We start from the raw sequence: 25983 nt of genomic DNA, 5'->3' as shown, positions 1-25983 counted from the left end.
CTTCCTCTCTCAGGCGTGCGGTCGGTCCTGGGGGCTCTCGTCGAAGGCGAGTCCCAGCGCGGCCACACAGTGGTCGTACTTCTTCCGGAGGTCTTCCTCGCTGTTCCCGCCGGTGAATATGTGCGCCAGTTCGTAGCTGTAGGAGTCCTGCTGGGACAGGTCGGAGAGGATCTGTCCCTCCTCGGTGGTGACGTCCACGCGCACGCCGTCGGACTCACGCTCGATACGGGCGAGGTCGTCGGCCGAGGGCACGTCGCGCACGACTCCGTCGGTGAACCAGCGGTAGTACCACTTCGCGGCCATCGCGTACGGGCCCTTGCGCTGCGGCATGGCCGGATCGTCGCCCAGGGCGAGGCCGAGCATGGCGTGGTGGTTGGGCACGCCGTCGACGTACTCGAAGAGTTCGGCGTGGGACTGGGAGTGCCTGGGGTTGATCTCCAGCAGGCTGATCTCCTGGGTCTTCGGGTCGAAGAAGTACTCCACGCTGAAGGTGGCCGACTCGAAGCCGATCCGGCGCATGACGCGCTCGGTGACGTCGTGCAGCTGCGCGATCACCGCCGGGGGCAGCGTGGAGGGATACTGGTGCCGCTGGAAGCTGGACGTGCCGGGGTAGTTGATGGAGTCCAGCACGCCGTAGACGGTCACCTCGCCCTGGTGGACATAGCCCTCGACGGCGACCTGCAGGCCCGTCATCGTCTCTTCGGCGAGGCAGACCCGGGCGCCGACGCCCTCCATCTCGGGCGGCAGTTCGATCCGGCCGAGGATGTCCTCGAAGGGGCGGCCGACCCGGGAGATCCCCTCGCGTATCTGCCGGACGGCGTCCCGGAACTCGTCCATGTCCTCGACGCCGAAGGCGAGTTCGGAGGAGTACGAGAGCGCGGGCTTGACCCACATCGGGAACCGTACGTTCTCCGGGGGCCGCGGGTCGTCGGTGTCCAGGTCGACCCGGCCGAACCGCGGATGCCGGTCGGTGACCTTCTGCTGTTCCAGCCGACTCCAGTACTTGTGCTCGCACTTGACGATCGACTCGAGGCTGGTGCTGCGGGTCCCGTACTGCTCGGCGAGGATCGGCACGAGGGTGCTCACGGGGAAGTCCCAGTAGCCGACGATCGCGTCGATCCTGCCGTCGAAGGCGTCCAGTACGGCCCGGGCCTTGTCGATGAGCTCGGGGACGGACACCTCACCGCCCTGCAGTTCCTCGATCGTCAGCAGCGGGTGGTACCGCAGCGACCTTGCCGCCGCAGCCGCTTCCAGCGTCGGCAGGTTGGCGTCGTCGAGACCTACCACGAAGACGTTCTGCACGTCGTTCCGCGCGTCGGTCCTCACGTCGTTCTGCACATCGCGCACGTTCTTTTCGGGCACCGGCCACCTTCCAGTTCTTCCTCGGATCAAGCGATCAAGCGGAAGACCGAGGGGTACCCCTGAGCGGCGGGGCAAATCTCCGCCACCGGCCGGAAGTGTTCGCAGGTGTGATGTCGAGCCGCCGGGACACCCGTATCCGCATGTTCATGAAGTGGCGATCCACCGTGTTGCCCATGTCCCCGCGCGAACGGGAGCAGACGTGATCCTTCTTGTCGTGGCCCTTCTCCTGCTGGCCGGCCTGATCGGCTCGGCCGCCTATCTCCCCCTGCCCGTGACCGTCGTGGCCGGTGCGGCCATCGCCGTGTGGCTGGCCGTGTTCGCGGTGCGCGAGCGGCGCAGGCACGGCGACCGGACCCGGAGGGCGTGACCTGATGCGGCTTACCGAGTCCCGGCGACGGGAGACCGGCGAACAGGGCACCGGCGGGCGACAGGCCGGCCGGCGGGACACCGAGGGAATGGCCGTGGCCTCCTTCGTCCTCGGCCTGGTCGGACTCCTCGTCCTCAACTTCTTCCTCGGCCCCGTGGCCATCGTCCTGGCCGTCATGGCCCTGCGGCGGGGCACGCCCCGCCGCTTCAGGGCGCTGCTCGGGCTGTGGCTCGGCATCGCGGACATCGTGGTGCTCTGCGTCCTGATCGCGGTGAACGGCACCACCTCGTGGGGCATCTTCGGCTGACCGCGCGGGACAACCGACCCGGGCGCGGCGCACGAAAGCGCTGTTCCACGGCCGACGGCGAGTCGGCCGTGGAACAGCGCTCAAGCGGCGTATCAGCAGTACAGGTTGCTGCCCGCCGACGTGCCGAGGATCCCGACGAACCGCTGGTAGCTGTCCACCCGGCTCTGCACCTGGGCCGGGTTCTTGCCGTCGCACTCCAGCGAACCGTTGATGCTGCGGATCGTCTGGCCGAAGCCCGCGCCGTTGACCATGGCGTTGTGGCCGGTCATGGAGCCGGGGCCGGACTGCGTGTTCCAGTACCACAGGCCCGTCTTCCAGGCCACGGCCGCGTCGTTCTGCACGAGCCAGGGGTTGTTCAGGAGGTCGATGCCGAGTGCGTCGCCCGCGGCCTTGTAGTTGAAGTTCCAGCTGAGCTGGATCGGCCCGCGGCCGTAGTACGCGGCCTGGCCGGCCGGGCAGCCGTAGGGCTGGCCCCAGTCGCAGTAGTGCGGGTAGTTGGCGGTGTTCTGCTCGACGATGTGGACCAGACCGCCGGTCTCGTGGTTGACGTTGGCGAGGAAGGCCGCTGCCTCCTGCTTCTTCACCGTGTCGCTGCCGGTGTTCGCGAACGCCGGGTAGGCGCTCATCGCGGCCTTCAGGCCGCTGTACGTGTAGAAACCGTTCCGGTTCGGGAACATCTGGTTGAACTGCGCCTCGCTGACGACGAACCCTGAGGGGTTGGTGGGTCCGTTGTCACAGGCGTACGGCTCCCAGTACCAGGTGCTGATGGTGGGGTCGTAGCCCGGGTTGTCGTGCTCGGCTATGTACGCCTTGCCGTCGGTGTACCGGACGATGTTGCCGGTCACGTAGGACTTGCCGGCCACCCAGCTCGGATAGCTCGAACAGGCCGCGGCGGACGCGCTGGAGGCCGGCAACAGCACGGGTGCGGCGGTTCCTAGGACGATCGCGGCCACGAACGCGGAGATACGGCGCCTCGACACAGGATCAACTCCTTCACGGAGCACGGCCGGACCCGTACGAGGGCAGCGCGGGGCGGACCTTGTACGCACGTGCCGGTGGGGACCGGTCGCGGCGTACGGGGCGGCCGTGGTGGGGGGTGGTGAGGCACACTCCACCACCTTGGTCTGGACCAGTCAAGGGTGTAGACCAGTCAACTCGCCCCGGCACCGCTCCGCTTCAGATCGGGGGCACCGGCCCGGCACCCCTGATACGACGGCTTCAGCTCAGCGGCTTCTCCAGTACCGCCTTGCGGTGGCTGAACGTCTCGATCGAGTAGCGGCCGTGGTAGTTGCCCATGCCGCTCTCCCCCACTCCGCCGAAGGGCAGGTCGGAGACGGTGAGATGGGCGAGCGGCAGACCGAGGCCGAGGCCGCCGGACGAGGTCTCGGCGGCGAGCCGCTCCCGGGTGGTGTCCGACTCGGTGAAGGCGTACAGGGCCAGGGGCTTGTCGCGGTCGTTGATGAAGTCGATGGCCTCGTCGAGGCCGGGGACGGTCACGATCGGCAGGACCGGGCCGAAGATCTCCTCGCGCATGACGGGCGCGTCGGGGGCGACATCCGCCAGGACGGTCGGCGCGATGTACTTCGTGGCGCGGTCGGTGGCGCCGCCGACGACGACCCGGCCGGATTCGAGCAGTCCGCTGAGCCGGTCGAAGTGCCGCTCGTTGATGATCCGCCCGTACTCTCCGGAGGTGGACGCGTCGGCCCCGTACAGCGTCTCGACGGCCCCGGCCAGTACGGGCTCCAGGGCGCGGGCGGTCTCCGGGTCGGTCAGGACGTAGTCGGGCGCGACGCAGGTCTGTCCGGCGTTGAGGAACTTGCCGCGGGCCAGGCGCTCGGCGACGACGGTGAGGTCGGCGTCCCGGTCGACGAAGGCCGGGGACTTGCCGCCGAGTTCGAGGGTGACCGGGGTGAGGTGCTGGGCGGCGGCGGTCATCACGATGCGGCCGACCGTGCCGTTGCCGGTGTAGAAGATGTGGTCGAAGCGCTCGGCGAGCAGGGCCGTGGTCTCGGGGATGTCGCCCTCGACGACGGCGACGGCCTCGGTGTCCAGGTACCGCGGCAGCAGCCTGGCCAGCTCGGCGGAGGTGGCCGGGGCCAGCTCGCTGGGCTTGACGACCACCGCGTTGCCCGCGGCGATCGCGCCGAGCATCGGCGCCAGCAGGAGCTGCGCCGGATAGTTCCAGGGGGCGATGACCAGGACGACACCGAGCGCGTCGTAACGCGTCCAGCCCGTCGCGTCCGCGCCGAGGTGCGCGGGGACGGGTGCGGGCTCGGGGCGCAGCCACTCTTCGAGGTGTTCGAGGGTGTGGTCGATCTCCCGCACCACGAAGTCGATCTCCGTGCGGAACGCTTCGGTGGAGCTCTTGCCCAGGTCGGCGTGGAGGGCGGCGGCGAGTTCCGCGCCGTCCTCGGTGAGCATCTCGCGCAGGTGGCTCAGCTGGCCGGTGCGCCACTCGACGGGCTTGGTGCGGCCGGAGCGGAAGGTGGCGCGCAGCCGGGCCACGACGTCGGCGGGCTGCTCGGGGGTGGGCTGGTTCACGGTGCCTCGCTGGTCGGGGCGGGCTTGTGACCCGCACTCGGTACATCGAGCGGCAAGCTCGATGTATATGCCAACCATTTATACGGCATCGAAAATTCCGCACGGGCCGAACACACCGCACGTGATCATCGAGTCACACCCGGCCACGAGTCTCCGCTCAGACGGACGATTCCGCCGACGCCCCGTCGAGCGTGTCCACCAGCCGGTGCAGCAGCCCGCGCAGCAGTTCCTCGTCGCCGCCGCTCAGGGCGGGCAACCGCGTGCGCACCTCGCCGTCGACGCGCCGCCAGTACGTCTCGCCGCGCGGAGTGAGGTGGGCGAGGATGCGCCGCCGGTCGAGGGGGTCGACCCGGCGGTGGACCAGGTTCTGGTCGACGAGGTGGTCGACCAGTTTGGTGAGGGTCGCGGGCGGCAGGAAGGCCGCTTCGGCGACCGCCGTCATGGGGTGCCCCTCACCGTCGGAGAGCAGGGACAGCACGCGCCAGGCGTCGAGCGTGCAGCCGTGCTCCTCCAGGGCGGCCTGGAGCCGGCGCGCCGTCAGCCGTTCGGCCCGCGTCAAGAGGTGCACGAGGTCCTGCGACCGGCGCGGAGGTGGGGTCGGCATCCTTCTCCTCGCTCCCGGGACTGAGCGCTCCGGGGGGCACTCCAGAGGGTCGGCACATCGTACAAGTCCCGCTTTCCCCGAGGATCTCCCCCATGCCGCGCGGGCGACGCCGACCGTACCCCGAGACGGACTGGAGTTCACCGGACGTTCCCGGAATCATGCCCTCATGGTCCGGCCCGACCCGCCTCCGCTCGACCCGTCCCCGATCGACCCGCTCCCGCTCGGCTGGTTCACGGCCGACGACTCGGTCGTCAGCGTGGCACTGGTCTTCCCCCTGCAGGGCGCCGCCGGAATCTTCGGGCCCACCTGCGAGTTGTGCGCGCGGCTCGCCGCGGAGCAGGTCAACCGCTCGGGCGGAGTGCTCGGCAAGGAACTGCGGCTGCTGCCGGTCGACGGCGGCGCCGAACCACGGCACGTCGCCGAGAAGGTCGAGGCGCTGGTGGACCTCGGCATCGTGCAGGGCGTCACCGGCTGGCACATCTCGTCCGTGCGCCAGGCACTCGCGCCGCGGATCGCCCACCGGGTGCCCTATGTGTATACGGCGCTGTACGAGGGCGGGGAGCACACGGCGGGCGTGTTCCTCACGAGCGAGACCCCCGACGACCAACTCCGGCCCGCCATGGGCCTGTTGGCCAGGGAACACGGGGTGCGCCGCTGGTTCGTCGTCGGCAACGACTACGTGTGGCCCCGCCGCACGGCCAGGGCCTCGCACCGCTACGCACGCGAGTCGGGCGGCGCCGTCTGCGCGGAGGCGTATCTGCCGCTCGGCACCCATGACTTCGGCGGAGTGCTGCGGCGCATCGAGCGCTCGGACGCGGACGGCGTGCTGATGCTGCTCGTGGGTAGCGACGCGGTGCGCTTCAACCGGGCTTTCGCCGCGTCCGGGCTCGACGAGCGGTGCCTGCGACTGAGCACCCTGATGGACGAGAACATGCTGATGGCGAGCGGCCCGACAGCCACCGCCGGCCTCTACAGCACGGCCGGCTTCTTCGCCTCCCTCGCCAATCAGGACACGCTCGACTTCCAGGGCCAGTACGCCGGACGGTACGGCGTGGAGGCACCGGCCCTCGGCAGTCTCGGTGAATCGTGTTACGAGGGCGTGCTGTTGCTCGCCGCGCTCATCGAACGGGCCAGGACGCTGGACGTCACCGTGATCGGCGCCGCCGCCGACACCGTCTCCTACGAGGGCCCGCGCGGACTGCTCCGGCTGCGCGGCAGCCATGTGCGCCAGCGGATCTACCTGGCACGGGCGGACGGGGTGGACTTCGACGTGGTGGCCCAGCTGAATCTTCACGGGTCCCGGTCTTGACATGTTCGCGCTTGCACGAAGATACTTCCCACAGGAAGTAATTAGAATGCCGCGGGCGAACTGTGAATTCATGTTCTGAATTCCGTCCGGGGCATTTTTTGTTGCCCGCCGAGAGGCCGATGAGAGCGGGAAGATACCGCCGGGAAAGTAATGCGAAACGCCTTGGAAACAGGCTGACTTGAGGCTGTGGACCGCACGCCAGGAGGAGGTTGTCCTCCCAGCCCGAGGGGGTCCATTTGTCCAGCGGTATCAGTGGTTCCAGTGGTTTCAGCGGTTCCCGCTCGTCCGGTTCCGACGCTTCCCGTTCGTCCCGGCGCCGGGTGCTGGCGGGTGCCGCCGCACTCGCGACCGCCGTCGCGCTCACCGCGTGCGGCGCCAAGACCGACGCAGCGGGCGGCTCGTCCGACCAGGCCGCCAAGGCCGACACGAGCGGCGACACCGTGAAGGTCGGCCTGCTCAACTCGCTCTCCGGCACCATGGCGATCAGCGAGGTGACCGTACGCGACTCACTGAAGCTGGCGATCGAGGAGATCAACGCCTCGGGCGGGGTGCTCGGCAAGCAGATCAAGCCGGTCAGCGAGGACGGCGCCTCCGACTGGCCGACGTTCGCCGAGAAGGCCTCCAAGCTCATCAAGGAGGACCGGGTCGCGGCCACCTTCGGCTGCTGGACCTCCGCGAGCCGCAAAGCGGTGAAACCCGTCTTCGAGAAGAACAAGTCCCTGCTGTTCTATCCCGTGCAGTACGAGGGCCTCGAAGAATCCCCGTACATCTTCTACACGGGGGCCACCACCAATCAGCAGATCGTCCCGGCGCTCGACTATCTCAAGAGCCAGGGCGAGAAGAGTATTTACCTCGTCGGCAGCGACTATGTCTTCCCGCGCACCGCCAACAAGATCATCAAGGCGTACGCGAAGGCCAACGGCATGAAGGTGCTCGGTGAGGACTACGCGCCGCTGGGCTCCACGGAGTTCAGCACGATCGCCAACAAGGTGAAGGCGTCGAAGGCCGACGCCGTCTTCAACACCCTCAACGGCGACTCGAACGTGGCCTTCTTCAAGGAGTACAAGTCGGCGGGACTGACCGCGAAGAGCATGCCGGTCGTCTCGGTGTCGATCGCCGAGGAAGAGGTCAAGTCGATCGGATCGCAGTACCTGGCGGGGCAGTTGACGGCCTGGAACTACTACCAGACCACGCCCGGCGCGGCGAACACCGAGTTCGTGAAGGCGTACAAGGCCGAGTACGGCAAGGACAAGCCGACCAGCGACCCGATGGAGGCCGCGTACACCTCGGTGTATCTGTGGAAGGCGATGGTCGAGAAGGCGAAGTCCTTCGACCCGGAGAAGGTCAAGGCCGCCTCGGACGGCATCACCTTCGACGCCCCCGAGGGCAAGGTCACCGTGGACGGCGCCAGCCAGCACATCTACAAGACCGCCCGGATCGGGAAGATCGGTACCGACGGGCTGATCGAGCAGGTGTGGGACTCCGGCAAGGCGATCGAGCCGGACCCGTTCCTGAAGGGCTACGACTGGGCCTCCGGCCTCTCCTGACCGACCGCGCGTGGGGGCCCTCCGTACGAGGCCCCCACGTCCTGCCTCCTCGGAGCCGCCGTATGACCGTGATCCTCGGTCAGACCTTCACCGGCATCAGCATCGGTGCCGTCCTGCTGCTCATCGCGCTCGGTCTCTCGCTCACCTTCGGCCAGATGAACGTCATCAACATGGCCCACGGCGAGTTCATCATGGCCGGCGCCTACACCACGTACGTCCTCCAGAAGTCGATCTCCGGTGCCGGCCTGTCCCTGCTCGTGGCGCTGCCCGTCGCCTTCCTGGTGGCGGGGGCGCTCGGCGCGCTGCTGGAGTGGGTGCTCATCCGGCGCCTGTACCTGCGCCCGCTCGACACACTGCTCGTCACCTGGGGTGTGTCGCTGATGCTCCAGCAGCTCGCCCGGGACATCTTCGGCGCGCCCAACGTACAGACCCGGGCGCCCGACCTGCTCACCGGCAACATCACCGTCATCGGCGGCGCCGACCCGCTGACCTGCGCCAGCAGCCGGCTTTTCATCCTCGCTCTCGCCGTCGCGGCCGTCGTCGCGCTGTCGCTGACACTGCGGCTGACCTCGCTCGGCCGCCGCATCCGCGGGGTCGTGCAGAACCGGGACCTGGCCGAGGTGTCCGGCATCTCCACCTCGCGGGTGGACAGGACCGCGTTCTTCCTCGGTTCCGGGCTCGCCGGGGTCGCGGGCGTCGCGCTGACGCTGGTCGGCCCGATCGGGCCGACGATGGGCACCAACATCATCATCGACGCGTTCCTGGTGATCGTGGTCGGCGGCATCGGACAGCTCAAGGGCACGGTGATCGTCGCCTTCGTCCTCGGTGCCATGCAGTCCGTCCTGGAGTACTCCACCACCGTCAGCGTGGCGAAGGTGCTCGTCCTCGTGGCCATCGTCGCCTTCCTCCAGTGGCGGCCCCAGGGGCTGTACACGCTGCGTACGAGGAGTCTCGTATGACCCTGCCACCTCTGCTCGAAGGCCGTTCGGTGACCGTGCTCAAAGGCCGCTCGGCGCGTGCCTGGGCCGGTTTCGCCGCCGCTGCCGTCGCCCTCTTCGCCATCGCGCCGCTGGCACTCTCCGACTTCCGGCTCGGGCTGCTCGCCAAGTACCTGTGCACCGCGATGGTCGCCGTCGGCATCTGCCTGGCCTGGGGCCGCGGCGGCCTCCTCACGCTCGGCCAGGGTGTGTTCTTCGGCCTCGGCGGCTACGCCATGGCGATGCATCTGAAGATCGCGGACGCGGGTCCCGGCAACCTCCCCGACTTCATGCAGCTGTACGGCACCGCCACCGAACTCCCCTGGTGGTGGCGGCCGTTCGGCAATCCACTGTTCGCGCTGGCGGCGACCGTGCTGCTGCCCATGGCCGTGGCGGCGGTCCTCGGTTCGTTCATCTTCCGCCGCCGGGTCAAGGGCGCGTACTTCGCGATCCTGAGCCAGGCGCTCGCCGCCGCCTTCGCGATCTGGCTGATCGGCCAGCAGGAGACGACCGGCGGCACCAACGGACTCACCGACATCCAGGGCTTCTTCGGCTACGACCTCGACGACCCGGTCAACCAGCGGATGGTGTACTTCGTCATCGCCGCCGTCCTGCTGCTCCTGATCGTCCTGGTGCGGCAGCTGATCCACAGCCGTTACGGCGAACTCCTCGTGGCCGTACGGGACTCGGAGGAGCGGGTGCGTTTCCTCGGGTACGACCCGGCGAACGTGAAGCTCGTCGCGTACGTGGTGGCGGCCGGTACGGCTGGGCTCGCGGGGGCGCTGTTCGTGCCCGCGGTCGGCATCATCTCCCCCGCGATGATCGGCATCGTGCCGTCGATCGAGTTCGTCATCGGCGCCGCGGTCGGCGGCCGGGCGAGCCTCGCCGGGGCGGTACTGGGCGCGATCGGGGTGGCCTGGGCGAAGACGGCCCTGTCGGAGGAGTTCCCGGCGGCCTGGACGTACTTCCAGGGACTGCTGTTCATCGTGGCCCTGGCGTTCCTGCCGGGCGGTCTCGTCTCGCTGGCCGGGGTCGTGCGGAGGCGCAGGGCGGCGCACGCGGGCGGGGACGGCGACTACGACGGCGACGGCGACGGCGACGGCGACATGAGTGGGGATGTCGGCAAGGGCGGCGCGAGCGCGAACGCCGGCGGGGAGAAGGCGCCTGCCCTGCCACTTGGAGGAACGGTATGAGCGAGCTTTCCGGGCTTGAGATACGCGGGCTGCGGGTGTCCTTCGACGGGTTCACCGCGGTCGGCGGTGTGGACCTCGACGTGCGGCCGGGCGACCTGCGCTTCCTGATCGGACCGAACGGCGCGGGCAAGACCACGCTCGTCGACGCCGTCACCGGGCTGGTGAAGGCGCAGGGCTCGGTCCTCTTCGGGGGCGAGGAACTGCTCGGCCGGAGCGTGCACCGGATCGCCCGGTCGGGCATCGGCCGGACGTTCCAGACCGCCACCGTCTTCGAGGAGTTGACGGTCCTGCAGAACCTGGACATCGCCGCCGGTGCCGGACGCGGCATGCTGACGATGCTGCGGCGCCGCAAGGGCGTGCCGGAGCCCGTCGCGCACGCGCTGGAGACGGTCGGGCTCACGGACCTGGCCGACAGCCTCGCCGGCACGCTCGCCCACGGCCAGAAGCAGTGGCTGGAGATCGGCATGCTGCTCGTGCAGGACGTACGGCTGCTGCTGCTCGACGAGCCGGTGGCCGGGATGAGCCACGACGAACGGCAGGCCACCGGCGAGCTGTTGGAGCACATCAGCGAGGAGCGGACCGTGGTCGTCATCGAGCACGACATGGACTTCATGCGGTCCTTCGCGCGCAGCGTCAGTGTGCTGCACGCGGGCAAGGTGCTCAGCGAGGGGACCGTGGCCGAGGTGCAGGCCGACCCCAAGGTGCAGGAGGTGTACCTCGGGCACGCGGCCGTCGGTGACGCCGAGCCGGCACTGCCGGACGAGCCGGAGCCTCAGCTCCGGCCGGGGTCGGCCGACGGTGCTGCGGCGGGCGCGGCCGTACAGGAGGTGCGAGGCGTATGAAGCTGGAGATCGACGACGTCCGGGTCGGCTACCACCGCAGTGTCGTCCTGCACGGAGTCCGGGTCGACGTGCCGGACGACGGCGTCGCGGCGGTGCTCGGACACAACGGCGCGGGCAAGAGCACACTGCTGCGGGCGGCCGTCGGGCTGCTCACTCCGTCCAGCGGCGCGATCCGGCTCGACGGCGAGGACATCACCCGCCGCAAGCCGCACGAGCGGGTGGCGCGCGGTATGGCGTACGTACCGCAGGGACAGCAGGTCTTTCCCCACCTCACGACGGCGGAGAACCTCCAGCTCGTCGCCGACGGCCGCAGGCGTGGCGGGGCGGCGATCGCGGAGGCGCTGGACCTCTTCCCGGTGCTGCGCACCCTGTCGACGCGGCGCGCGGGTCTGCTCTCGGGCGGACAGCGACAGCAACTGGCCATCGCGCGAGCGCTGGTGACGGACCCTCGGATCCTGCTGCTGGACGAACCGACCGAGGGCATCCAGCCCTCGGTCGTGGCGGAGATCGAGGAGACGATCCTCGCCCTGGCCGCGCGCGGCGGACTCTCCGTACTCCTGGTGGAGCAGCACGTGGGCTTCGCGATGCGGGCGGCGCAGCGCTACTACGTCCTGGAGGCGGGGCGGGTCACGTCGTCGGGCGAGGGGGGCCAGGAGGCCGAGCGGTCGGTGCGGGAGGCGCTGAGCGTGTGAGCCGATTCGGCGCGGGCGCCTGGTGCCCGCGCCGATCAGAGCCGGAACGAGCAGGCCGGTCCGGGAGAGGGCCGCGCCACGGTTCAGCGTGCGAGCGGGCCGGTCAGGCCCCGGGCCGCGTGTAGTAGTGGGCGCGGACCCGGCGCAGCCATGCCTCGACGGGAGCCTCGTCGGCCTGTTCCGGCAGGGCGCTGGGGGTCTCGTCGAAGGCCGCCTCGTAGCGCTGGAGCAGGGGCAGCGCGGTCATGGCGTCGGCCGCCACCTGTTCGCCGAAGCGGTGGTAGTCGTCCGGGTCCTCGACGCGGATGGTCAGGGCACCGGTGGCGTACAGCTCGAAGCCCTGGTGGCACAGGCGCCGCAGATGTCTGGCGTGCTTGGCCGTGCGCCTGCGGCTGTCCGCGGAGAAGGAGTTGTCGCCGCGGTCGTAGAGCCGCTTGAACTGCTGGGTGGCGTAACCGAGATAGGCGTCGCGGACCCGTTTCGCGGAGAGCAGGGTCGTGCGGATGCCGATCAGTTCGTCACCGAGCGGTGTGCGGACCTCGTACAACTCGTCGGGCAGCCACACCAGTTCCGTCACGGTCGGATTGCCGCCCAGGGCGAGCCGGCACCACTTGGCCGCCTCATGGAGGGTGCTGTCGGGCATGGTCGTGACGTGGGACTCCTTCGGCCCGTGCAGGCCGTGGAGGTCCTCGGTGGGGGCGGCGAACATGCCGAGCCGGTCCACGTCCGAGCCTTCGCGGGCCAGGCCGTACGCGGTCGAGCCGACGATCCCGGACAGCAGGATGTTCTTGGTGGTCACAGCCGTCCCCCCTCTCCCCCGCCGCCCGCTGCCTCGTGCGAGCCGGGCGGCTCGCACAAGGTCATCACCCGGGAGGTGGCCGCGTACAGCGATTTTCTTTCGATTGCAGGGGCGGGGTACGGGGGAGGGCCCGCGCTCAGCTCGCGAAGGGGACCTGTGCCGAGGGGGCGGGCCGGGCGGCGAACGGGTGCTGCCACAGGCCCCGCGCGGCGAGCCGGGGCAGGACGCCCTCGCCGAACCAGTACGCCTCCTCCAGGTGCGGGTAGCCGGAGAGCACGAACTCGTCGATGCCGAGGCGGTGGTACTCGGTGATGCGTTCGGCGACCTCGTCGTGGCTGCCGACCAGGGCGGTGCCCGCGCCGCCGCGCACGAGGCCGATGCCCGCCCAGAGGTTGGGGTGGATCTCCAGACCGTCGCGGCTGCCGCCCCCGTGGAGGGCGAGCATGCGCTGCTGGCCCTCGGACTCGCTGCGGGCCAGTCCGGCCTGTACGGACTTCACGGTGGCCGGGTCGAAGCCCGCGAGCAGCCGCTCCGCCTCCGCCCAGGCCTGCTCGGAGGTGTCCCGGGTGATGACGTGCAGCCGGATGCCGAACCGGACGGTGCGCCCCTCCTTCTCGGCCAGCGCGCGGACCCACGCGATCTTCTCGGCGACCTGCGCGGGCGGCTCGCCCCAGGTGAGGTAGACGTCGACGTGCTTGGCGGCGACCTCACCGGCGATGGGCGAGGAGCCGCCGAAGTACACCTCGGGGACCGGGTCGGGCACCCGGGCCAGCCTGGCGTCCTCGACCTTCAGGAACTCGCCGTCCAGGTCGACGGTCCTGCCCTCCCACAGGCTCCGGACGATCTGCAGGAACTCGCCGGTACGGCGGTAGCGGGCGTCCTTGTCGAGGAAGTCGCCGTACGCGCGCTGCTCGTGGCTCTCGCCGCCGGTGACGACGTTGAGGAGGAGGCGTCCGCCGGACTGGCGCTGGAAGGTGGACGCCATCTGCGCGGCGAGCGTCGGTGAGACGAACCCGGGCCGGAAGGCGACCAGGAACTTCAGCCGCTCGGTGTTCTGGCTGACCATCGCGGTGGTCAGCCAGGCGTCCTCGCACCAGGCGCCGGTGGGGGTGAGCGCGCCGACGAAGCCCAGGTCCTCGGCGGCGCGGGCGATCTGGCTCAGATACGCGACCGTCGGCGGCCGGTCCCGGCCGGACACCGTGGCCGGGGTGCCGTGGCCGCCCCCGACGACATGGCGGCTGTCACCGTTGGTGGGCAGGAACCAGTGGAAGGTGAGGGACACGGGTGCGTTCTCCGATCGGGGCGCGGGCGGTGTGAGGGGCGGTTCTGCGGGCGGGGGGCGGTTCTGCGGGCGGGCGGCGGCTTTTCGGGTTCCGGCTCGGATGAGTCCGTGGCGTTCAGAGGAGTCCGTGGCGCGGGGGCAGGGTGCCGTTGAGTACGTACCGGCCGATGTGCTGGATCTTCCAGCGGGCCGGGTCGTGGAGTGTGTGGGTGCGTGCGTCGCGCCAATACCGGTGCAGGTTGAGGGAGTTGAGGGCGGACCGGGTGCCGGACACCTCGAAGAGCGCGCTCGCCACCTCGACGGCGGTCGCCGCCGCGTGCGCCTTGGCCGCGGCCACCGCGATGGACGCCTCGGCGGCCGACTCCTCGGTGAGGCCGGCGCGGGCCGTGTCGACCGTGCGGGCCGCCACGCCGAGCAGCGCCTCGGTGGCCCGTACCTGGACGGCCAGTTCGCCGAAGCGCTGGATGAGCAGCGGGTCCTCGGCCGCGGTCTCGAACCCGCTCTCGAACCACGGGCGGCTCTTCGTCCGGACGAAGTCCACGGCCTCGGAGAGGGCGCCCTCCGCGATCCCGGCGTCGATGGCTGCGTGCAGCAACTGGGCGACAGCGCCGTGGAGTTGGGGTTCCCGGAAGGTGAGGTGGTGCGGGAGGACCCGGTCCGCGGGTACGGGCACGGCGTCGAGCCGGACCGTACCGCTGGCGGTGGTGCGCTGGCCCATGCCGTCCCAGTCGTCGACGACGGTCAGGCCCTCGGCGTCCCGGGGGACATACGCGACGTGCAGGTTGTCGTCCTCGGTGCGGGCGAGGACGGGGATCCAGTCGGCGAAGAGGGCGCCCGTGGAGTAGTGCTTGACGCCGGTGAGGACGTACGAGCCGCCGTCCGGGCTCCGCTCCAGGCGGGTGCGGATGTCCTGGACGTGCTTCGTTCCGGCCTCCGACTGGGCGTTGCCGAAGCGGCGCCCGGCCAGCACCTCGCCGAAGAAGAACGCGCGCTGCTCCGCGGTTCCCTGACGACGGATCACGTTGACGTAGACGAAGTGGCTCTGCGGGATCTGGGCGAGGCTGGCGTCGGCGGACGCGAGGAGCCGGAAGATCTCGGCGAGCGTCTCCTGACGCACGTCGGCGCCCCCGTGCTCGGCCGGCACGGTGACGGCGAGCAGGCCGGAGTCGGAGAGCCGGGCCAACTCCTCCTGCGGGAGCCTGCGTTCGGCGTCCCGGCCGGCGGCTCCGGCCCGGAACTCGTCGGCCAGGGCGGCGGCCACGGCCAGGGCTTCGGCGTCGTCGGCGACGACCGCCGCCGTCCCCCGCACGGAGGTTTCCGCCGGGAGCCCCGCGCCGGTCTCCTCGGAGATCTGTGTGGACATGGTCAGCTCGCCGCGGCCAGGATCGGCCTGCGGCCCAGCGCCTCGGAGAACTGGTCGAGCACCTGGGTCAGCGCCTCGCCGGCCGCGGGTGCCACGGTGAGTCCGCCGTCCTCACCGACCACGATGTCCTTGTCGAGGGTGAACCAGCCCTGGACTATGTGCCGGGCGCCCATGGAGCTGAGGACCGGGCGCAGCGCGTAGTCGATGGCCAGCACATGTGCCGTCGTACCGCCGGTGGCCAGGGGGAGCACGGTCTTGCCGGTGAGGGCGTACTGCGGGAGCAGGTCGAGCAGTGCCTTGAGCACTCCGGAGTAGGCGGCCTTGTAGACGGGGGTGCCGATGACGATGCCGTCGGCGCGCGCGACGAGGGCGGTGGCCTCGACGATCGCCGGATGCCGGAAGTCGGCGCCGAGCAGGGCCTCGGCGGGGATGGTGCGGACGTCGAGCGGGATCACCTCGTGGCCCTGTGCGGTCAGCCGGTTGTCGAGGTGCCGCAGCAGGCGGTTGGTGCGGGAGGAGGCGGAAGGACTGCCGGAGACGGACAGGACGGTGGCCATGGGTCCTCTTTCGGGACGGGGGCGCCTGCGCGCGGGAGGCGCCCCGGGACGGTCGGTCAGGAGGCTCGCAGTGGGGTGCGCAAGCGGACCGGCTCAGGCGTGGACGGGCGCGACGGGCCCGGATTCGGTCCGGGTGCCCGGGAGTTGGGCTTCCAGTTCGCGTACGAGGGGCAGGACGCGGCGGCCGAAGTACTCGACCTCCTCGTGGTAGTGCAGGAAGCCGAGGAGCAGGAGGTCGACGCCGAGGCGCTTGTAGGCGACGATCCGCTCGGCGATCTGTTCCGGGGTGCCGATGAGCCCCGTACGGAAGCCGTCGTTGTACTGGACCAGGTCCTCGAAGGAGGAGTCCTGCCACATGCCCTTGCCGTCTCCGGTGGACTGTCCGGCCTGCTTCACCGCGGCACCGAAGCCCTCGACGGCCTCGTGGTCGGCGTGGGCCACGATCTCGCGGAGGGTCTCGCGGGCCTCGGCCTCGGTGTCGCGGGCGATCAGGAAGCCGTTGAGGCCGAACTTCGGTGCCCTGCGGCCGACTTGGGCCGCCGACGCCCGTACGTCGACGAGCTGTTCGACGACTCCGTCGAAGTCCTTGCCGTTGGAGAAGTACCAGTCGGAGACCCGGCCCGCCATGGCGCGGGCGGCGCTGGAGTTGCCGCCCTGGAAGATCTCCGGGTGCGGGCGCTCGGGGGTGTTGAGGGGCTTGGGCTTGAGGGAGAAGTCGCGCAACCGGTAGAAGTCTCCGGCGAGTTCGGTGTGGTCCTCGGTCCAGATCTGGCGCAGGGCCCGGATGAACTCCTCGGAGCGGCGGTAGCGCTCGTCGTGCTCCAGCCACGGTTCGCCGAGGGCGGTGAACTCGCCCTTGAACCAGCCGGAGACGACGTTCACCGCGAAGCGGCCGTTCGACAGGTGGTCGGCGGTGGCGCCGAGTTTGGCGAGGACGCCGGGGTGCCACAGGCCGGGGTGGACCGCGGCGATGACCTTCAGGCGCTGGGTGGCGAGCAGCAGGGCGAGGCTGAAGCTGGTCGACTCGTGCTGGAACTCGGCGCCGTAGCTGGCCATGTACCGCACCTGGCTGAGGGCATAGTCGAAGCCGTTGTTCTCGGCGAGGACGGCGAGTTCGCGGTTGTAGTCGTAGCCCCAGTCGGTGCGCTGTTCGATGGTGCTGGTGACCAGGCCGCCGCTGACATTGGGCACCCAGTAGGCGAAGCGGACGGGGTCTGCGGAAAGGTTCTCGGCAGGCATGAGGAACTCCTGTTGCGGGAATTCGGGCAGACCGAATTCAGGGGGCCGATTCAGCGGCGTTCGGTGAATCGTCGAATTCGGGCGGCGGAATACGTCTCACGGCGGGCGACAGGGATCGGGAGCGATCCGCGGCGGGTCGACAGTCGTGGCGGGGACGCGCGGTCGAGGGAGCGCGCCGTGGAAGGTTCGCGCCTCGGAAGGAACGGCTGGGGCGCGGCGGACCCGGCGAATCGGGCCGCGGATCCGGAAGGTCAGGCCACGGAGCAACAGGCGGCACTGGAGACACGCGAGAGGTCGACATGGCGTCGCCGCGTGAGGTCCAGTCGCATCATCATGTGCTCGATCGTGGCAGCCGGCGGTCCGGACCGTCAAGGAATACCCGATCGGTCTCGCATCCCGGACCGGCGAATTTCACGAAGGCGTGACAGGGCAACCCTTGAACAGCGCAGTGGGAGACCCGCATTCTGACGGGGTGCGAATAGAGCAGCTGGAATACATCACGGCGGTCACCCGGCTCGGCTCGCTGCGCCGGGCCGCCGAGGAACTCCACCTCTCGCAGCCCGCGTTGAGCGAGACCGTCCGCAATCTCGAACGGGAACTCGGGGTCGACCTCCTGGAGCGGAAACGCTCCGGGGCGAAGATGAGCGCGGAGGGACGGGAGCTGCTGCCCCACATCATCAATGTGCTGGAGGCGGTGGACCGGCTGCGGGGCGCGGCGGGCGAGCAGCACCGCATCAGCCGCATGGTGCGCGTGGGCACGGTGAACGCGGCGACGGTCCCGCTCCTGTTTCCGGCCGTGCGGGAGTTCCGCGACTCGCATCCGGAGACCCAGGTGGAGGTGGTGGGCGCGCAGCAGTCGGACATCCACCGGACCCTTCTGGAGGGCGGCTTCGACCTGGGCCTGGTGAACCATCTGGAGGGCGACGACGTGGCCGCCGACTTCGAGTACACGGAGTTGCTGTGGGGGCGGCCGGTGGTGTGCGTCCGGCCCGGCAGTCCGCTGGCGTCGCTGTCCGTGGTGACCGTGTCCGACCTGCTCACGCAGCCGCTCATCGCCATGCGCTCCGGCTATGTGATGAACCGGTTCGTCCACCGGCTCCTGGGGAACCGTGAGCCGTCCTTCTCCTACTCCACCGACGGTGCGGAGATGGGCAAGCTGATGGTCTCGGAGGGCCTGGGTGCCACGGTGCTGCCCGACTTCAGTGTGATCGACGATCCGCTGACCCGGCAGGGAGCGATCACCTGCCGCCCGCTGGCCGGCGACTCGACCCGGGTGCTGCTGATGCTCCAGCGGCGCCGGGCGGACTCGGTGCCACGGGCCGCGCACGACCTGCACGAGGTGTTCGTGCGCCGGGCGGCGGCACTCGGCGGGACGATGAGCGGGACGACGGCCGAAGCCACTTGACGTACGGACGGCCCCACGTACGGAAGGCCTCACGTACGGAAGGTCTCACATGCGGACGGCTCGACGTACGGAAGGCCTGACCTACGGAGGGTCAGTCCCCTTCGCCCGCCGGAACCACCACGAGGAACGCGTCCGACTCCAGGTCCATCACCACGGCCGCGGGCTCGCCCTCGGCACGACGACGTGCCGCGTACTCCTCGGCGGGCCACGATCCACGCGGGGCTCCCGCGGGAAACATCTCAAGCACCTTCGCACCCATGACGACCGACCTTCCGTGTGAACCGACGTCTCTGCAGAAACTCGTCTGCCCCCGATCGACACGTACATGTACTGCAGCCGGACGCACCGTGTGGCCCACTCGGCGCATCCGGCGAAGGCTTCCACGGGGAAGGGATCACGGGGAGGACGCCGGAACAGGGCGGGACGCAACCGAACAGAAGGGCCGGAACACCATGAGCGGTGACATCGCCGGAGCCGGGCTGCGCTGCCTGGTGACGGGCGCGACGGGGTACATCGGAGGCCGCCTGGTCCCGGAGCTCCTCGCCGAGGGACACCGTGTGCGCTGCGTGGCCCGCACCCCCGGCGCGCTCCGGGACCATCCGTGGGCGGGTGACGCCGAGGTCGTGCGCGGTGACGTCACGGACGCCGACTCGGTCGCCGCCGCGATGCGGGACATCGATGTCGCGTACTACCTGGTGCACGCGATGGGCACGGGCAAGGGCTTCGAGAGGACCGACCGCGAAGCGGCGCGGATCTTCGGGGAACAGGCCCGCGCGGCGGGCGTGCGCCGGATCGTCTATCTGGGCGGGCTCACCCCCGCCGGGGTGCCGGACCGGGAACTGTCGGCGCATCTGCGCTCCCGTGCCGAGGTCGGCCGCATCCTGCTGGACTCCGGTGTCCCGACGACCGTGCTGCGGGCGGCGGTCATCATCGGTTCGGGCTCGGCCTCCTTCGAGATGCTGCGGTACCTCACCGAGCGGCTGCCGGTCATGGTCACCCCCAACTGGGTCCACACACGGATCCAGCCGATCGCCGTACGGGACGTCCTGCGCACCCTCGTGGGCAGCGCGCGGATGCCGGACGACGTCAGCAGGGCCTTCGACATCGGCGGCCCGGAGACCCTGACGTACCGGGAGATGATGGTGAGGTACGCGGCCGTGGCGGGCCTGCCCCGGCGGCTGATCCTGCCCGTGCCCATCCTGACGCCGACGCTCTCCAGCCACTGGATCGGCCTGGTGACACCCGTACCGCGGTCCATCGCGCGCCCGCTGACCGAGTCGCTGCGCCACGAGGTCGTCTGCCACGAGCACGACATCGCCCGGTACGTGCCCGACCTGCCGGGCCGACCGATCCCCTTCGACGAGGCGGTGGGCCTCGCCCTGCAACGCATCCAGGACGCTCAGGTCACCACCCGCTGGTCGTCCGCCTCGGTGCCCGGCGCCCCCAGCGACCCGCTGCCCACGGACCCCGACTGGGCGGGCGGCAGCCTCTACACGGACCGGCGCGAACGCGTCGTCGACGCCTCGCCCGAGGCCCTGTGGCGGGTGATCGAGGGCATCGGCGGCGACAACGGCTGGTACTCCTTCCCGCTCGCGTGGGCGGCGCGCGGCCTCCTCGACCGGCTGGTCGGCGGCGTGGGCCTGCGCCGCGGGCGCCGCGACGCCGCACATCTGCGGGTCGGCGACTCGCTCGACTTCTGGCGTGTGGAGGAGATCGAACCGGGCCGGCTGCTGCGACTGCGGGCCGAGATGCGTCTGCCGGGCCTGGCCTGGCTGGAGATGTACGCCGACACCGACGACGACGGCCGGGTCCGCTACCGCCAGCGCGCCCTCTTCCACCCGCACGGGCTGCTCGGCCACGCCTACTGGTGGAGCGTGTCGCCGTTCCACGCGCTCGTCTTCGGCGGCATGGCCCGCAACATCGCGCTCACCGCCGCCAGGACGGGCCCCGCGACGGCGGTGCCGACACGCACATCCGCGGGTTGACGCCCGGCCCGCCACACGCCTCGTCCTCGGCCCGACAGCAGCGGCATCGTGGCGTGACGGCCGCATCCGTGGGGTGACAGTCGCATCCGTCGGGCGTCCCGGTCCGGAAGTACTTCGTGGCCGAAGGCACCAGGGCCCGGCTCACCCCGCTCCGCCCCTGCCCGGTCTCCGCTTCCGCCCCCGCCCTCACCCCCACTCTCTCTCGTTCCGTTCCGTCGTCCCGGAGTCCCGTCATGAACGTCTCGGTCGTCCTGTTCACCTCCGACCTGCGGCTGCACGATCATCCGCCGCTGCACGCGGCGCTCGACGGCTCGCGCACGGTGGTGCCCCTCTTCGTACGCGACCGGGCCGTCGACAGGGCCGGCTTCGCCGCCCCCAACCGGCTGGCGTTCCTCGCCGACTGTCTGCGGGACCTGGACGCGGGTCTGCGCGAACGCGGCGGCCGGCTGGTGCACCGCTCGGGCGACCTCGTCGACGAGGTGTGCAAGGTGGTCACCGAGACGGACGCCGACGAGGTGCACATGGCCGCCGGGGTGTCCGCCTACGCCCACCGGCGGGAGCAGCTGCTCAGAGCCGCCCTGGAGGGCGACGGGCGACGGCTGCACGTCCACGACGAGGTGGTCACCGCGCTGGCTCCGGGCGAGGTCACCCCGGTCTCCTCGGACCACTTCGCCGTCTTCACCCCGTACTTCCGCCGCTGGGAGCGGCATCACCAGCGTCAGGTGCTCGGCGTGCCCCGCTCGGTGCGCGTACCGGAGGACGTCGGTTCGGAGCGGCTCCCGGAGCGCGCGGAGCTTTCCGGCCTGTCCGCGGGGCTCGCCAAGGGCGGCGAGCGGGAGGGCAGGAAACGGCTCACGGCCTGGCTCCGGAACGGGATCCACTCGTACGTGGAGGGCCACGACGATCTGGCCGGGGACGCCACCTCGCGCCTCTCCCCGCACCTCCACTTCGGCACGCTGTCCGCCGTCGAACTCGTCCACCGGGCCCGGAAGGCGGGCGGGCCGGGCGCCGACGCCTTCGTACGGCAGCTCGCGTGGCGGGACTTCCACCACCAGGTGCTGGCCGCGCGGCCGGCCGCCTCCACGCAGGACTACCGCACACGGAACGACCTGTGGCGGTCACCGGACTCGGCCCGGCAGGAGATCGAGGACTGGAAGGAGGGGCGCACCGGTTATCCCGTGGTCGACGCGGCCATGCGGCAGCTGCGGCACGAGGGCTGGATGCACAACCGGGGACGCCTGCTGACGGCGAGCTTCCTCGCCAAGACGCTGTACGTCGACTGGCGGGTGGGCGCCGACCACTTCCTCGGACTCCTCGTCGACGGCGACATCGCCAACAACCAGCTCAACTGGCAGTGGGTGGCGGGGACGGGCACCGACAGCCGGCCCAACCGGGTCCTCAACCCGGTCGTCCAGGCCAAGCGGTACGACCCCGACGGCGCGTACGTACGGCGCTGGGTGCCCGAACTCGAAGGGCTCGCCGGAGCCGCCGTGCACGAGCCGTGGAAACTCAAGGGGCCCGAACGGGCCGCCTACGACTATCCCGAGCCCGTCGTCGACCTCTCCGACGCGCTGGCGCGTTTCAGGCACGCCCGCGGACGCGGCTGAGCCGACCACCGGCCCCTCTGCCCCACCGGTCCCCCGGCCCGCCTGCTTGTCGGCCCGCCTGCTTGTCGGCCCGCCTGCTTGTCGGCCCGTCAGCCCACCGGCCCCGGTAGGCCGCTCCCCTGGCGGGCCGTGATGACGGACAGGGCCTCCTTCAGGCTCGGCGGCCGGAGCATGCCCTGGGCCGAACGGCCCGCCCACCCGGGGCCGCCGAGGACGACCATCGGATGCCTGCGCGCGCCCCGCACGCCCCACTGGGTGGCGGCGACGTGCCGGGCCAGGGGGAGGCTCGCCGTGGAGCGTGCCTGGGCCCACAGGACGACCGACGCGGGTCCCAGGCGGCGTACCGCCGCGGTGAGCGCTTCCGCCGGCACCGCCGCGCCGAACATCCGGGTGGGCATGCCGTGTTCCGTGAGCCCGGCGTTGAGCGCCTCCAGCGGCAGGGTGTGCTGCTCACCCGGCACGCAGGCCAGGACCACGGGCCCCGGCGTGGTGTCCGACACGACCGTCCGCAAGACCGGGGTGACACGGCGGAGCGCGGTGGAGATGTGCCAGGACAGCAGGTGCTCGACCTCGACATAGCGGTCACCGGACGACGCCCACTTGCGCCCGACGGCGTGCAGGGTCGGCACCATCACCTCCTCCCAGGCGACGGCGAGGCCGTACCGCTCGACGGCCGAGGCCAGCTGGCCGTCCACGGCCGGGGCGTCGAGCCGCACGGCCGCCCTGGCCAGTCCACGGCATTCCTGGCGCACATCGCCGAGGGGCAGAGTCCCCGCCGCCTGCGAGCGCCGGCCGCTCCCGGACGTCCGGTCGTCGGACGAGGGCGGCGCGGCAGCGGGCCCCGCCGCCGGTGACAGGCCTGCCACCGTGAGGGACCGGTCGGCCACCGTGAGGACCCGATCGTCCGCCGTGAGGGCCCGGTCGTTCCCACTGAGGGCCCGGTCGTTCTCCGACCGGCCTGAAGTGGCCGCACGGGCTCCGTCAGTGGCGGCCATCGTTCCGGTGGCTCCCGCTCTGGCGGCGCGTGCCGCCTCGGCGGGTGGCACTCCGGCCGAGGTGAGGCGGCACATCGCCTCCAGCACCGCCACGTCCTGGGGGGTCCAGCGGCGGTGCCGCCCGTCCGCACGGACCGCGGGGCCCAATCCGTACCGGCGGTCCCACGAGCGCAGCGTGGTCGGCGAGACCCCGAGCCGGCGGGCCAGGCCCCCGGTCGTGATCCCCGTACCGACCGGCTCACCCGTCGATTCGGACGTCGGTTCCGGCGCGGGTTTCCCCCTCGGCTCATCCATGGAGCGACTATACGACGCAGAATCGACGCGGTTTGATGCCTTTGCCCACTCGCTCCCACGATGACCGCACCGAGGCGATGCGCGGGATGCCCCGGACCGACATCCCGGGACCGTACTGCCGCGGTCCGGAGGTGCCGTACAGGGCCGCCCCGCGCGGCCGGGACGCCGTCGTCCGAGGCTAGGAGCCGTGAGCCATGACCGGACACACGACCGGACAACCGATGCCCGAGCAGCTGTCCGCGCGGATGTCCGCGCCCCGGCGGGTGCTGCTGGAGGAGCCGCTCACCGACGCGGAGGTGGCCCGGGGCCTGGTGGGCGGCGACGAGTCCTGTCTCGCCGCCGCCCACGACCGGTGGTCGCCCCTGGTGCACACGCTCGCCCGGCGTGCGCTGGGTGACGACAGGGAGGCGGAGGACGTCACCCAGCAGGTCTTCCTGGGCATCTGGCGCGGCCGTCACGGCTACCGGCCCGAGCGGGGCGCGATCGTCGGCTGGATCGTCGGAATCACCAAGCGCAAGATCGCCGACGCCCTCGCGGCCCGGACCCGACGCGCCGAACTCGTCGCCTCGGCGGGGGCCGTCCTGGTGCTGGCCGATCCCGGGCAGGAGCGGCCCGAGTCCGTGCTCGACCGGGTGCTGGTGGGACGCGAGATGGCCAAGCTGCCCAGCACCCAGCAGCGGGTTCTGCGCCTCGCCTTCTACGAGGACCTCACCCAGACGCAGATCGCCCGGCGCACCGGTATGCCGCTGGGGACCGTCAAGAGCCACGCCCGCCGCGGGCTGCACCAGTTGCGGCACGGGCTGCGCCGCGAAGCGGGCGGCTGACATGGCACCCGTCGGGCGGGTACACGCTCCGCGTGACTCAGTTCGACGCAAAAACGCTGCATCTTTTTCCCCAGCATCACCAATCGGATCGGTCCCGTTTCGATGCATGCCGATTTCGCTTCGATACGGGTCGTTTTCGGCTCGGCGCGCACCGGACTCGTCTTCGTGCATCCGGGCGCCCCGTCCCACCGGAAGAGCGGAGGACAGGGAGCGGCACCGCCCGGGTCTCCGGGCCACGGAGAGACGTGACACCGCTCCTTCGGACCCCCCTCCCGGGGCAGTCGGCTGTATCGGGAGGGGAGGCCGCGCCGGCGTTCGGCCCGCCGGTCCGGCCCAGCAGCCCGGGGTGCCGTCCCGGACCATCGACGGCGCCCCGGACTCGGGCTTCGGCCGACGCGACCCGGTACGGACGGGTGGGCAGAGAGAGCCGCCCCTGACCAATCCGCCGGCGCCCCGGCAACGGATTCCAGCCGTACGAAGCTCGCCTCCCGGAGGACCCCCTCGTGAAAGAAGCCGTGCACATCGGCAAGAACCCCTCGGCCGAACCGGACCTGCAGGATCTGATGGGCAGTGTCGCCCTCGGTGACCAGCAGGCCTTCGCCGGGCTCTACGACGTCGTGGCGGGCCCCGTCATCGGCGTCGTGCGCAGGGTGCTGCGCGATCAGGCCCAGTCGGAGGAAGTGGCCCAGGAAGTACTGGTCGAGGTGTGGCGGTCCGCCGCCCGCTACCGGCACGACCGCGGCTCGGTGATCAACTGGGTGCTCACACTCGCCCATCAGCGTGCCGTCGACCGGGTCCGCTCGGTCGAGGCCTCCGCCGCGCGTGAGCACAAGGCGGCCCTGCTCGACCACTCCCCCGAGTACGACGAGGTGACGGAACAGGTGGAAGCCCGGCTGGAACGCGAACAGGTTCGACGCTGTCTGCGCACCCTGACGGAACTGCAGCGTGAGTCCGTGACGCTGGCGTACTACCGCGGCATGACCTACCGCGAGGTGGCCGAGTCGCTCGCGCTGCCTCTCGGTACGGTCAAGACCCGGCTGCGCGACGGCCTCATCCGCCTGCGTGACTGCCTGGGGGTGGCCGCATGAGCGGCACGGTCGACCTGCACACGCTGACGGGCGCGTACGCACTGCACGCGCTCTCCGACGACGAGCGGGGCGAGTTCGAACGGCACGCCGCGGACTGTGAGGCCTGTGCGCAGGAGGCTCTCGAACTGAGCGAGACCGCGGCCCGGCTCGCTCTGGCGGTCTCCGTGATCCCGCCCGCCGCGCTCAAGGGCCGGGTCATGGGGCGGATCACGACGGTCCGCCAGGAGAGCCCGCGGGTCGTGTCCCCGGCGCGGCCCCTGGGCGGCAGCGTCCGTGCCCGCAGGCTGTCCCGGTGGGCGCTCGCCGCCTGTCTCGCCGCAGTGGCCGCGTTCGGTGGCACGACGGTCTGGCAGTACGACCGGGCGCAGGACGCCCATGAGCAGGCGCAGCGGTCGGAGCGGCGCTCGGACGCGATCGCGGCGGTACTGGCCGCCTCCGACGCGAGGACCCGCACCGCCGAGCTGGCGGACGGGGCCCGTGGCACGGTCGTGGTGTCCAAGCGCCGTGACGAGGCGGTCTTCATCGCCTCGGGCATGGCGAGCCCGCCGAGCGGCAAGGTCTACCAGCTGTGGTTCAACGACGCGGGCACCATGCGGTCCGCCGGGCTGATGGACTCCCACCGGACGGCCGAGGCTGTCCTCCTGGAGGGCGCCGTTGACCGGGCCTCCGGCATGGGCATCACCGTGGAACCGGCCGGTGGCTCGGCCGAACCGACCTCCGATCCCGTGGCCCTGCTGACCTTCCCCGCCTGACCCGCGGCCGTGCCGCCCCCTCCCTCCCCGGCGAGGAGGGGGCGGCACGGCC

Annotated in this window: 26 protein-coding genes; 14 read left to right on the top strand and 12 right to left on the bottom strand. The window is 71.0% G+C overall.

Going from position 1 to position 25983, the window contains the following annotated elements:
• Window positions 1-9: 9 nt before the first annotated feature.
• On the bottom strand, window positions 10-1302 hold the full coding sequence (locus OHS59_RS40555) for an ATP-grasp domain-containing protein (protein WP_328499550.1): 1293 nt from the start codon (window positions 1300-1302) through the stop codon (window positions 10-12).
• A 259-nt stretch (window positions 1303-1561) separates the two neighbouring features.
• Here OHS59_RS40555 and OHS59_RS40550 point away from each other — a divergent pair, with 259 nt between their 5' ends.
• Both OHS59_RS40550 and OHS59_RS40545 read left to right on the top strand, forming a co-directional pair.
• Entirely contained in the window at window positions 1562-1729 is a 168-nt protein-coding gene (locus OHS59_RS40550) for a hypothetical protein (RefSeq protein ID WP_328498324.1), read from the top strand.
• 4 nt (window positions 1730-1733) lie between these two features.
• The gene (locus OHS59_RS40545) at window positions 1734-2036 is read left to right on the top strand and encodes a DUF4190 domain-containing protein (RefSeq protein ID WP_328498323.1); all 303 of its coding nucleotides are present in this window, start codon (window positions 1734-1736) and stop codon (window positions 2034-2036) included.
• Window positions 2037-2128: 92 nt separating this feature from the next.
• On the opposite strand, the gene OHS59_RS40540 is transcribed toward OHS59_RS40545, so the two are convergent.
• The 3 genes from OHS59_RS40540 to OHS59_RS40530 all read right to left on the bottom strand — a co-directional run bounded on the left by OHS59_RS40540 (window position 2129) and on the right by OHS59_RS40530 (window position 5181).
• Complete coding sequence (locus OHS59_RS40540) at window positions 2129-3016, bottom strand: glycoside hydrolase family 19 protein (RefSeq protein WP_328498322.1); 888 nt, start codon at window positions 3014-3016, stop codon at window positions 2129-2131.
• Window positions 3017-3254: 238 nt separating this feature from the next.
• Window positions 3255-4577 (bottom strand): aldehyde dehydrogenase family protein, encoded by a 1323-nt coding sequence (locus OHS59_RS40535; protein ID WP_328498321.1) that lies wholly within the window; start codon window positions 4575-4577, stop codon window positions 3255-3257.
• Window positions 4578-4734: 157 nt separating this feature from the next.
• Entirely contained in the window at window positions 4735-5181 is a 447-nt protein-coding gene (locus tag OHS59_RS40530; protein ID WP_328498320.1) for a MarR family winged helix-turn-helix transcriptional regulator, read from the bottom strand.
• 166 nt (window positions 5182-5347) lie between these two features.
• On the opposite strand from OHS59_RS40530, the gene OHS59_RS40525 reads away from it, so the two are divergent.
• From OHS59_RS40525 to urtE, 6 genes are all read left to right on the top strand, one after another.
• Entirely contained in the window at window positions 5348-6490 is a 1143-nt protein-coding gene (locus tag OHS59_RS40525; RefSeq protein WP_328498319.1) for a substrate-binding domain-containing protein, read from the top strand.
• Between the two features lie 320 nt (window positions 6491-6810).
• Window positions 6811-8037 (top strand): urea ABC transporter substrate-binding protein, encoded by a 1227-nt coding sequence (gene urtA / locus OHS59_RS40520; RefSeq protein ID WP_443061677.1) that lies wholly within the window; start codon window positions 6811-6813, stop codon window positions 8035-8037.
• 62 nt (window positions 8038-8099) lie between these two features.
• Complete coding sequence (gene urtB, locus OHS59_RS40515) at window positions 8100-8996, top strand: urea ABC transporter permease subunit UrtB (RefSeq protein ID WP_328498318.1); 897 nt, start codon at window positions 8100-8102, stop codon at window positions 8994-8996.
• Window positions 8993-10207 carry an urea ABC transporter permease subunit UrtC gene (gene urtC / locus OHS59_RS40510; protein ID WP_328498317.1) on the top strand — a complete coding sequence of 405 codons (1215 nt, stop codon included), beginning with the start codon at window positions 8993-8995 and terminating at the stop codon, window positions 10205-10207. The genes urtB and urtC overlap by 4 nt, the downstream gene beginning before the upstream one ends.
• Complete coding sequence (gene urtD, locus OHS59_RS40505; RefSeq protein WP_328498316.1) at window positions 10204-11049, top strand: urea ABC transporter ATP-binding protein UrtD; 846 nt, start codon at window positions 10204-10206, stop codon at window positions 11047-11049. The genes urtC and urtD overlap by 4 nt, the downstream gene beginning before the upstream one ends.
• Window positions 11046-11741 (top strand): urea ABC transporter ATP-binding subunit UrtE, encoded by a 696-nt coding sequence (urtE, locus tag OHS59_RS40500; RefSeq protein WP_328498315.1) that lies wholly within the window; start codon window positions 11046-11048, stop codon window positions 11739-11741. The genes urtD and urtE overlap by 4 nt, the downstream gene beginning before the upstream one ends.
• A 103-nt stretch (window positions 11742-11844) precedes the next feature.
• Here urtE and OHS59_RS40495 read toward each other — a convergent pair whose 3' ends face one another.
• The 6 genes from OHS59_RS40495 to OHS59_RS44650 form a co-directional block, all read right to left on the bottom strand.
• The gene (locus OHS59_RS40495) at window positions 11845-12540 is read right to left on the bottom strand and encodes a nucleotidyltransferase domain-containing protein (RefSeq protein WP_328498314.1); all 696 of its coding nucleotides are present in this window, start codon (window positions 12538-12540) and stop codon (window positions 11845-11847) included.
• A 136-nt stretch (window positions 12541-12676) separates the two neighbouring features.
• Window positions 12677-13822: an LLM class flavin-dependent oxidoreductase gene (locus OHS59_RS40490; RefSeq protein ID WP_328498313.1), complete on the bottom strand. Its 1146-nt coding sequence runs from the start codon at window positions 13820-13822 to the stop codon at window positions 12677-12679.
• Between the two features lie 115 nt (window positions 13823-13937).
• On the bottom strand, window positions 13938-15185 hold the full coding sequence (locus OHS59_RS40485) for an SfnB family sulfur acquisition oxidoreductase (RefSeq protein ID WP_328498312.1): 1248 nt from the start codon (window positions 15183-15185) through the stop codon (window positions 13938-13940).
• A gap of 2 nt (window positions 15186-15187) precedes the next feature.
• On the bottom strand, window positions 15188-15742 hold the full coding sequence (gene ssuE / locus OHS59_RS40480; RefSeq protein ID WP_328498311.1) for an NADPH-dependent FMN reductase: 555 nt from the start codon (window positions 15740-15742) through the stop codon (window positions 15188-15190).
• A gap of 93 nt (window positions 15743-15835) precedes the next feature.
• Complete coding sequence (gene sfnG / locus OHS59_RS40475; RefSeq protein WP_328498310.1) at window positions 15836-16981, bottom strand: dimethylsulfone monooxygenase SfnG; 1146 nt, start codon at window positions 16979-16981, stop codon at window positions 15836-15838.
• A 251-nt stretch (window positions 16982-17232) separates the two neighbouring features.
• Window positions 17233-17310 (bottom strand): putative leader peptide, encoded by a 78-nt coding sequence (locus OHS59_RS44650; protein WP_443061676.1) that lies wholly within the window; start codon window positions 17308-17310, stop codon window positions 17233-17235.
• A gap of 143 nt (window positions 17311-17453) precedes the next feature.
• Here OHS59_RS44650 and OHS59_RS40470 point away from each other — a divergent pair, with 143 nt between their 5' ends.
• Window positions 17454-18386: a LysR family transcriptional regulator gene (locus tag OHS59_RS40470; RefSeq protein WP_328498309.1), complete on the top strand. Its 933-nt coding sequence runs from the start codon at window positions 17454-17456 to the stop codon at window positions 18384-18386.
• Window positions 18387-18477: 91 nt separating this feature from the next.
• Here the strand turns inward: OHS59_RS40470 and OHS59_RS40465 are convergent, their stop codons facing one another.
• Window positions 18478-18645, bottom strand: coding sequence for a hypothetical protein (locus OHS59_RS40465; RefSeq protein WP_328498308.1), 168 nt, complete (start codon window positions 18643-18645; stop codon window positions 18478-18480).
• Between the two features lie 193 nt (window positions 18646-18838).
• On the opposite strand from OHS59_RS40465, the gene OHS59_RS40460 reads away from it, so the two are divergent.
• The gene (locus tag OHS59_RS40460; protein WP_328498307.1) at window positions 18839-20371 is read left to right on the top strand and encodes an SDR family oxidoreductase; all 1533 of its coding nucleotides are present in this window, start codon (window positions 18839-18841) and stop codon (window positions 20369-20371) included.
• Between the two features lie 233 nt (window positions 20372-20604).
• The gene (locus OHS59_RS40455; RefSeq protein WP_328498306.1) at window positions 20605-21978 is read left to right on the top strand and encodes a cryptochrome/photolyase family protein; all 1374 of its coding nucleotides are present in this window, start codon (window positions 20605-20607) and stop codon (window positions 21976-21978) included.
• An 89-nt stretch (window positions 21979-22067) separates the two neighbouring features.
• On the opposite strand, the gene OHS59_RS40450 is transcribed toward OHS59_RS40455, so the two are convergent.
• A complete protein-coding gene (locus OHS59_RS40450) occupies window positions 22068-23267 on the bottom strand; it encodes a MerR family transcriptional regulator (RefSeq protein WP_328498305.1) in 1200 nt (399 codons plus the stop codon).
• 245 nt (window positions 23268-23512) lie between these two features.
• Here OHS59_RS40450 and OHS59_RS40445 point away from each other — a divergent pair, with 245 nt between their 5' ends.
• The 3 genes from OHS59_RS40445 to OHS59_RS40435 all read left to right on the top strand — a co-directional run bounded on the left by OHS59_RS40445 (window position 23513) and on the right by OHS59_RS40435 (window position 25931).
• The gene (locus tag OHS59_RS40445) at window positions 23513-24091 is read left to right on the top strand and encodes a sigma-70 family RNA polymerase sigma factor (protein WP_328499548.1); all 579 of its coding nucleotides are present in this window, start codon (window positions 23513-23515) and stop codon (window positions 24089-24091) included.
• Between the two features lie 503 nt (window positions 24092-24594).
• Window positions 24595-25179: a sigma-70 family RNA polymerase sigma factor gene (locus tag OHS59_RS40440; RefSeq protein ID WP_328498304.1), complete on the top strand. Its 585-nt coding sequence runs from the start codon at window positions 24595-24597 to the stop codon at window positions 25177-25179.
• Window positions 25176-25931: an anti-sigma factor gene (locus OHS59_RS40435; RefSeq protein ID WP_328498303.1), complete on the top strand. Its 756-nt coding sequence runs from the start codon at window positions 25176-25178 to the stop codon at window positions 25929-25931. Before OHS59_RS40440 ends, OHS59_RS40435 begins: the two co-directional genes overlap by 4 nt.
• Window positions 25932-25983: the final 52 nt, after the last annotated feature.

This window comes from Streptomyces sp. NBC_00414 (genome assembly GCF_036038375.1).
In the GTDB taxonomy this organism is placed as follows: domain Bacteria; phylum Actinomycetota; class Actinomycetes; order Streptomycetales; family Streptomycetaceae; genus Streptomyces.
The sequence above is the reverse complement of the archived record's forward strand: the minus strand, read 5'-3'. Positions and strand labels throughout refer to the sequence as shown.

Bases quoted from the DNA above. Each gene is read 5' to 3' on its own strand.
- OHS59_RS40545 (WP_328498323.1), top strand. From the start codon at position 1,734: ATGCGGCTTACCGAGTCCCGGCGACGGGAGACCGGCGAACAGGGCACC.
- OHS59_RS40530 (WP_328498320.1), bottom strand. From the start codon at position 5,181: ATGCCGACCCCACCTCCGCGCCGGTCGCAGGACCTCGTGCACCTCTTG.
- OHS59_RS40525 (WP_328498319.1), top strand. From the start codon at position 5,348: ATGGTCCGGCCCGACCCGCCTCCGCTCGACCCGTCCCCGATCGACCCG.
- urtB (WP_328498318.1), top strand. From the start codon at position 8,100: ATGACCGTGATCCTCGGTCAGACCTTCACCGGCATCAGCATCGGTGCC.
- urtC (WP_328498317.1), top strand. From the start codon at position 8,993: ATGACCCTGCCACCTCTGCTCGAAGGCCGTTCGGTGACCGTGCTCAAA.
- urtD (WP_328498316.1), top strand. From the start codon at position 10,204: ATGAGCGAGCTTTCCGGGCTTGAGATACGCGGGCTGCGGGTGTCCTTC.
- urtE (WP_328498315.1), top strand. From the start codon at position 11,046: ATGAAGCTGGAGATCGACGACGTCCGGGTCGGCTACCACCGCAGTGTC.
- OHS59_RS40485 (WP_328498312.1), bottom strand. From the start codon at position 15,185: ATGTCCACACAGATCTCCGAGGAGACCGGCGCGGGGCTCCCGGCGGAA.
- ssuE (WP_328498311.1), bottom strand. From the start codon at position 15,742: ATGGCCACCGTCCTGTCCGTCTCCGGCAGTCCTTCCGCCTCCTCCCGC.
- sfnG (WP_328498310.1), bottom strand. From the start codon at position 16,981: ATGCCTGCCGAGAACCTTTCCGCAGACCCCGTCCGCTTCGCCTACTGG.
- OHS59_RS44650 (WP_443061676.1), bottom strand. From the start codon at position 17,310: ATGCGACTGGACCTCACGCGGCGACGCCATGTCGACCTCTCGCGTGTC.
- OHS59_RS40465 (WP_328498308.1), bottom strand. From the start codon at position 18,645: ATGGGTGCGAAGGTGCTTGAGATGTTTCCCGCGGGAGCCCCGCGTGGA.
- OHS59_RS40460 (WP_328498307.1), top strand. From the start codon at position 18,839: ATGAGCGGTGACATCGCCGGAGCCGGGCTGCGCTGCCTGGTGACGGGC.
- OHS59_RS40455 (WP_328498306.1), top strand. From the start codon at position 20,605: ATGAACGTCTCGGTCGTCCTGTTCACCTCCGACCTGCGGCTGCACGAT.
- OHS59_RS40450 (WP_328498305.1), bottom strand. From the start codon at position 23,267: ATGGATGAGCCGAGGGGGAAACCCGCGCCGGAACCGACGTCCGAATCG.
- OHS59_RS40445 (WP_328499548.1), top strand. From the start codon at position 23,513: ATGTCCGCGCCCCGGCGGGTGCTGCTGGAGGAGCCGCTCACCGACGCG.
- OHS59_RS40435 (WP_328498303.1), top strand. From the start codon at position 25,176: ATGAGCGGCACGGTCGACCTGCACACGCTGACGGGCGCGTACGCACTG.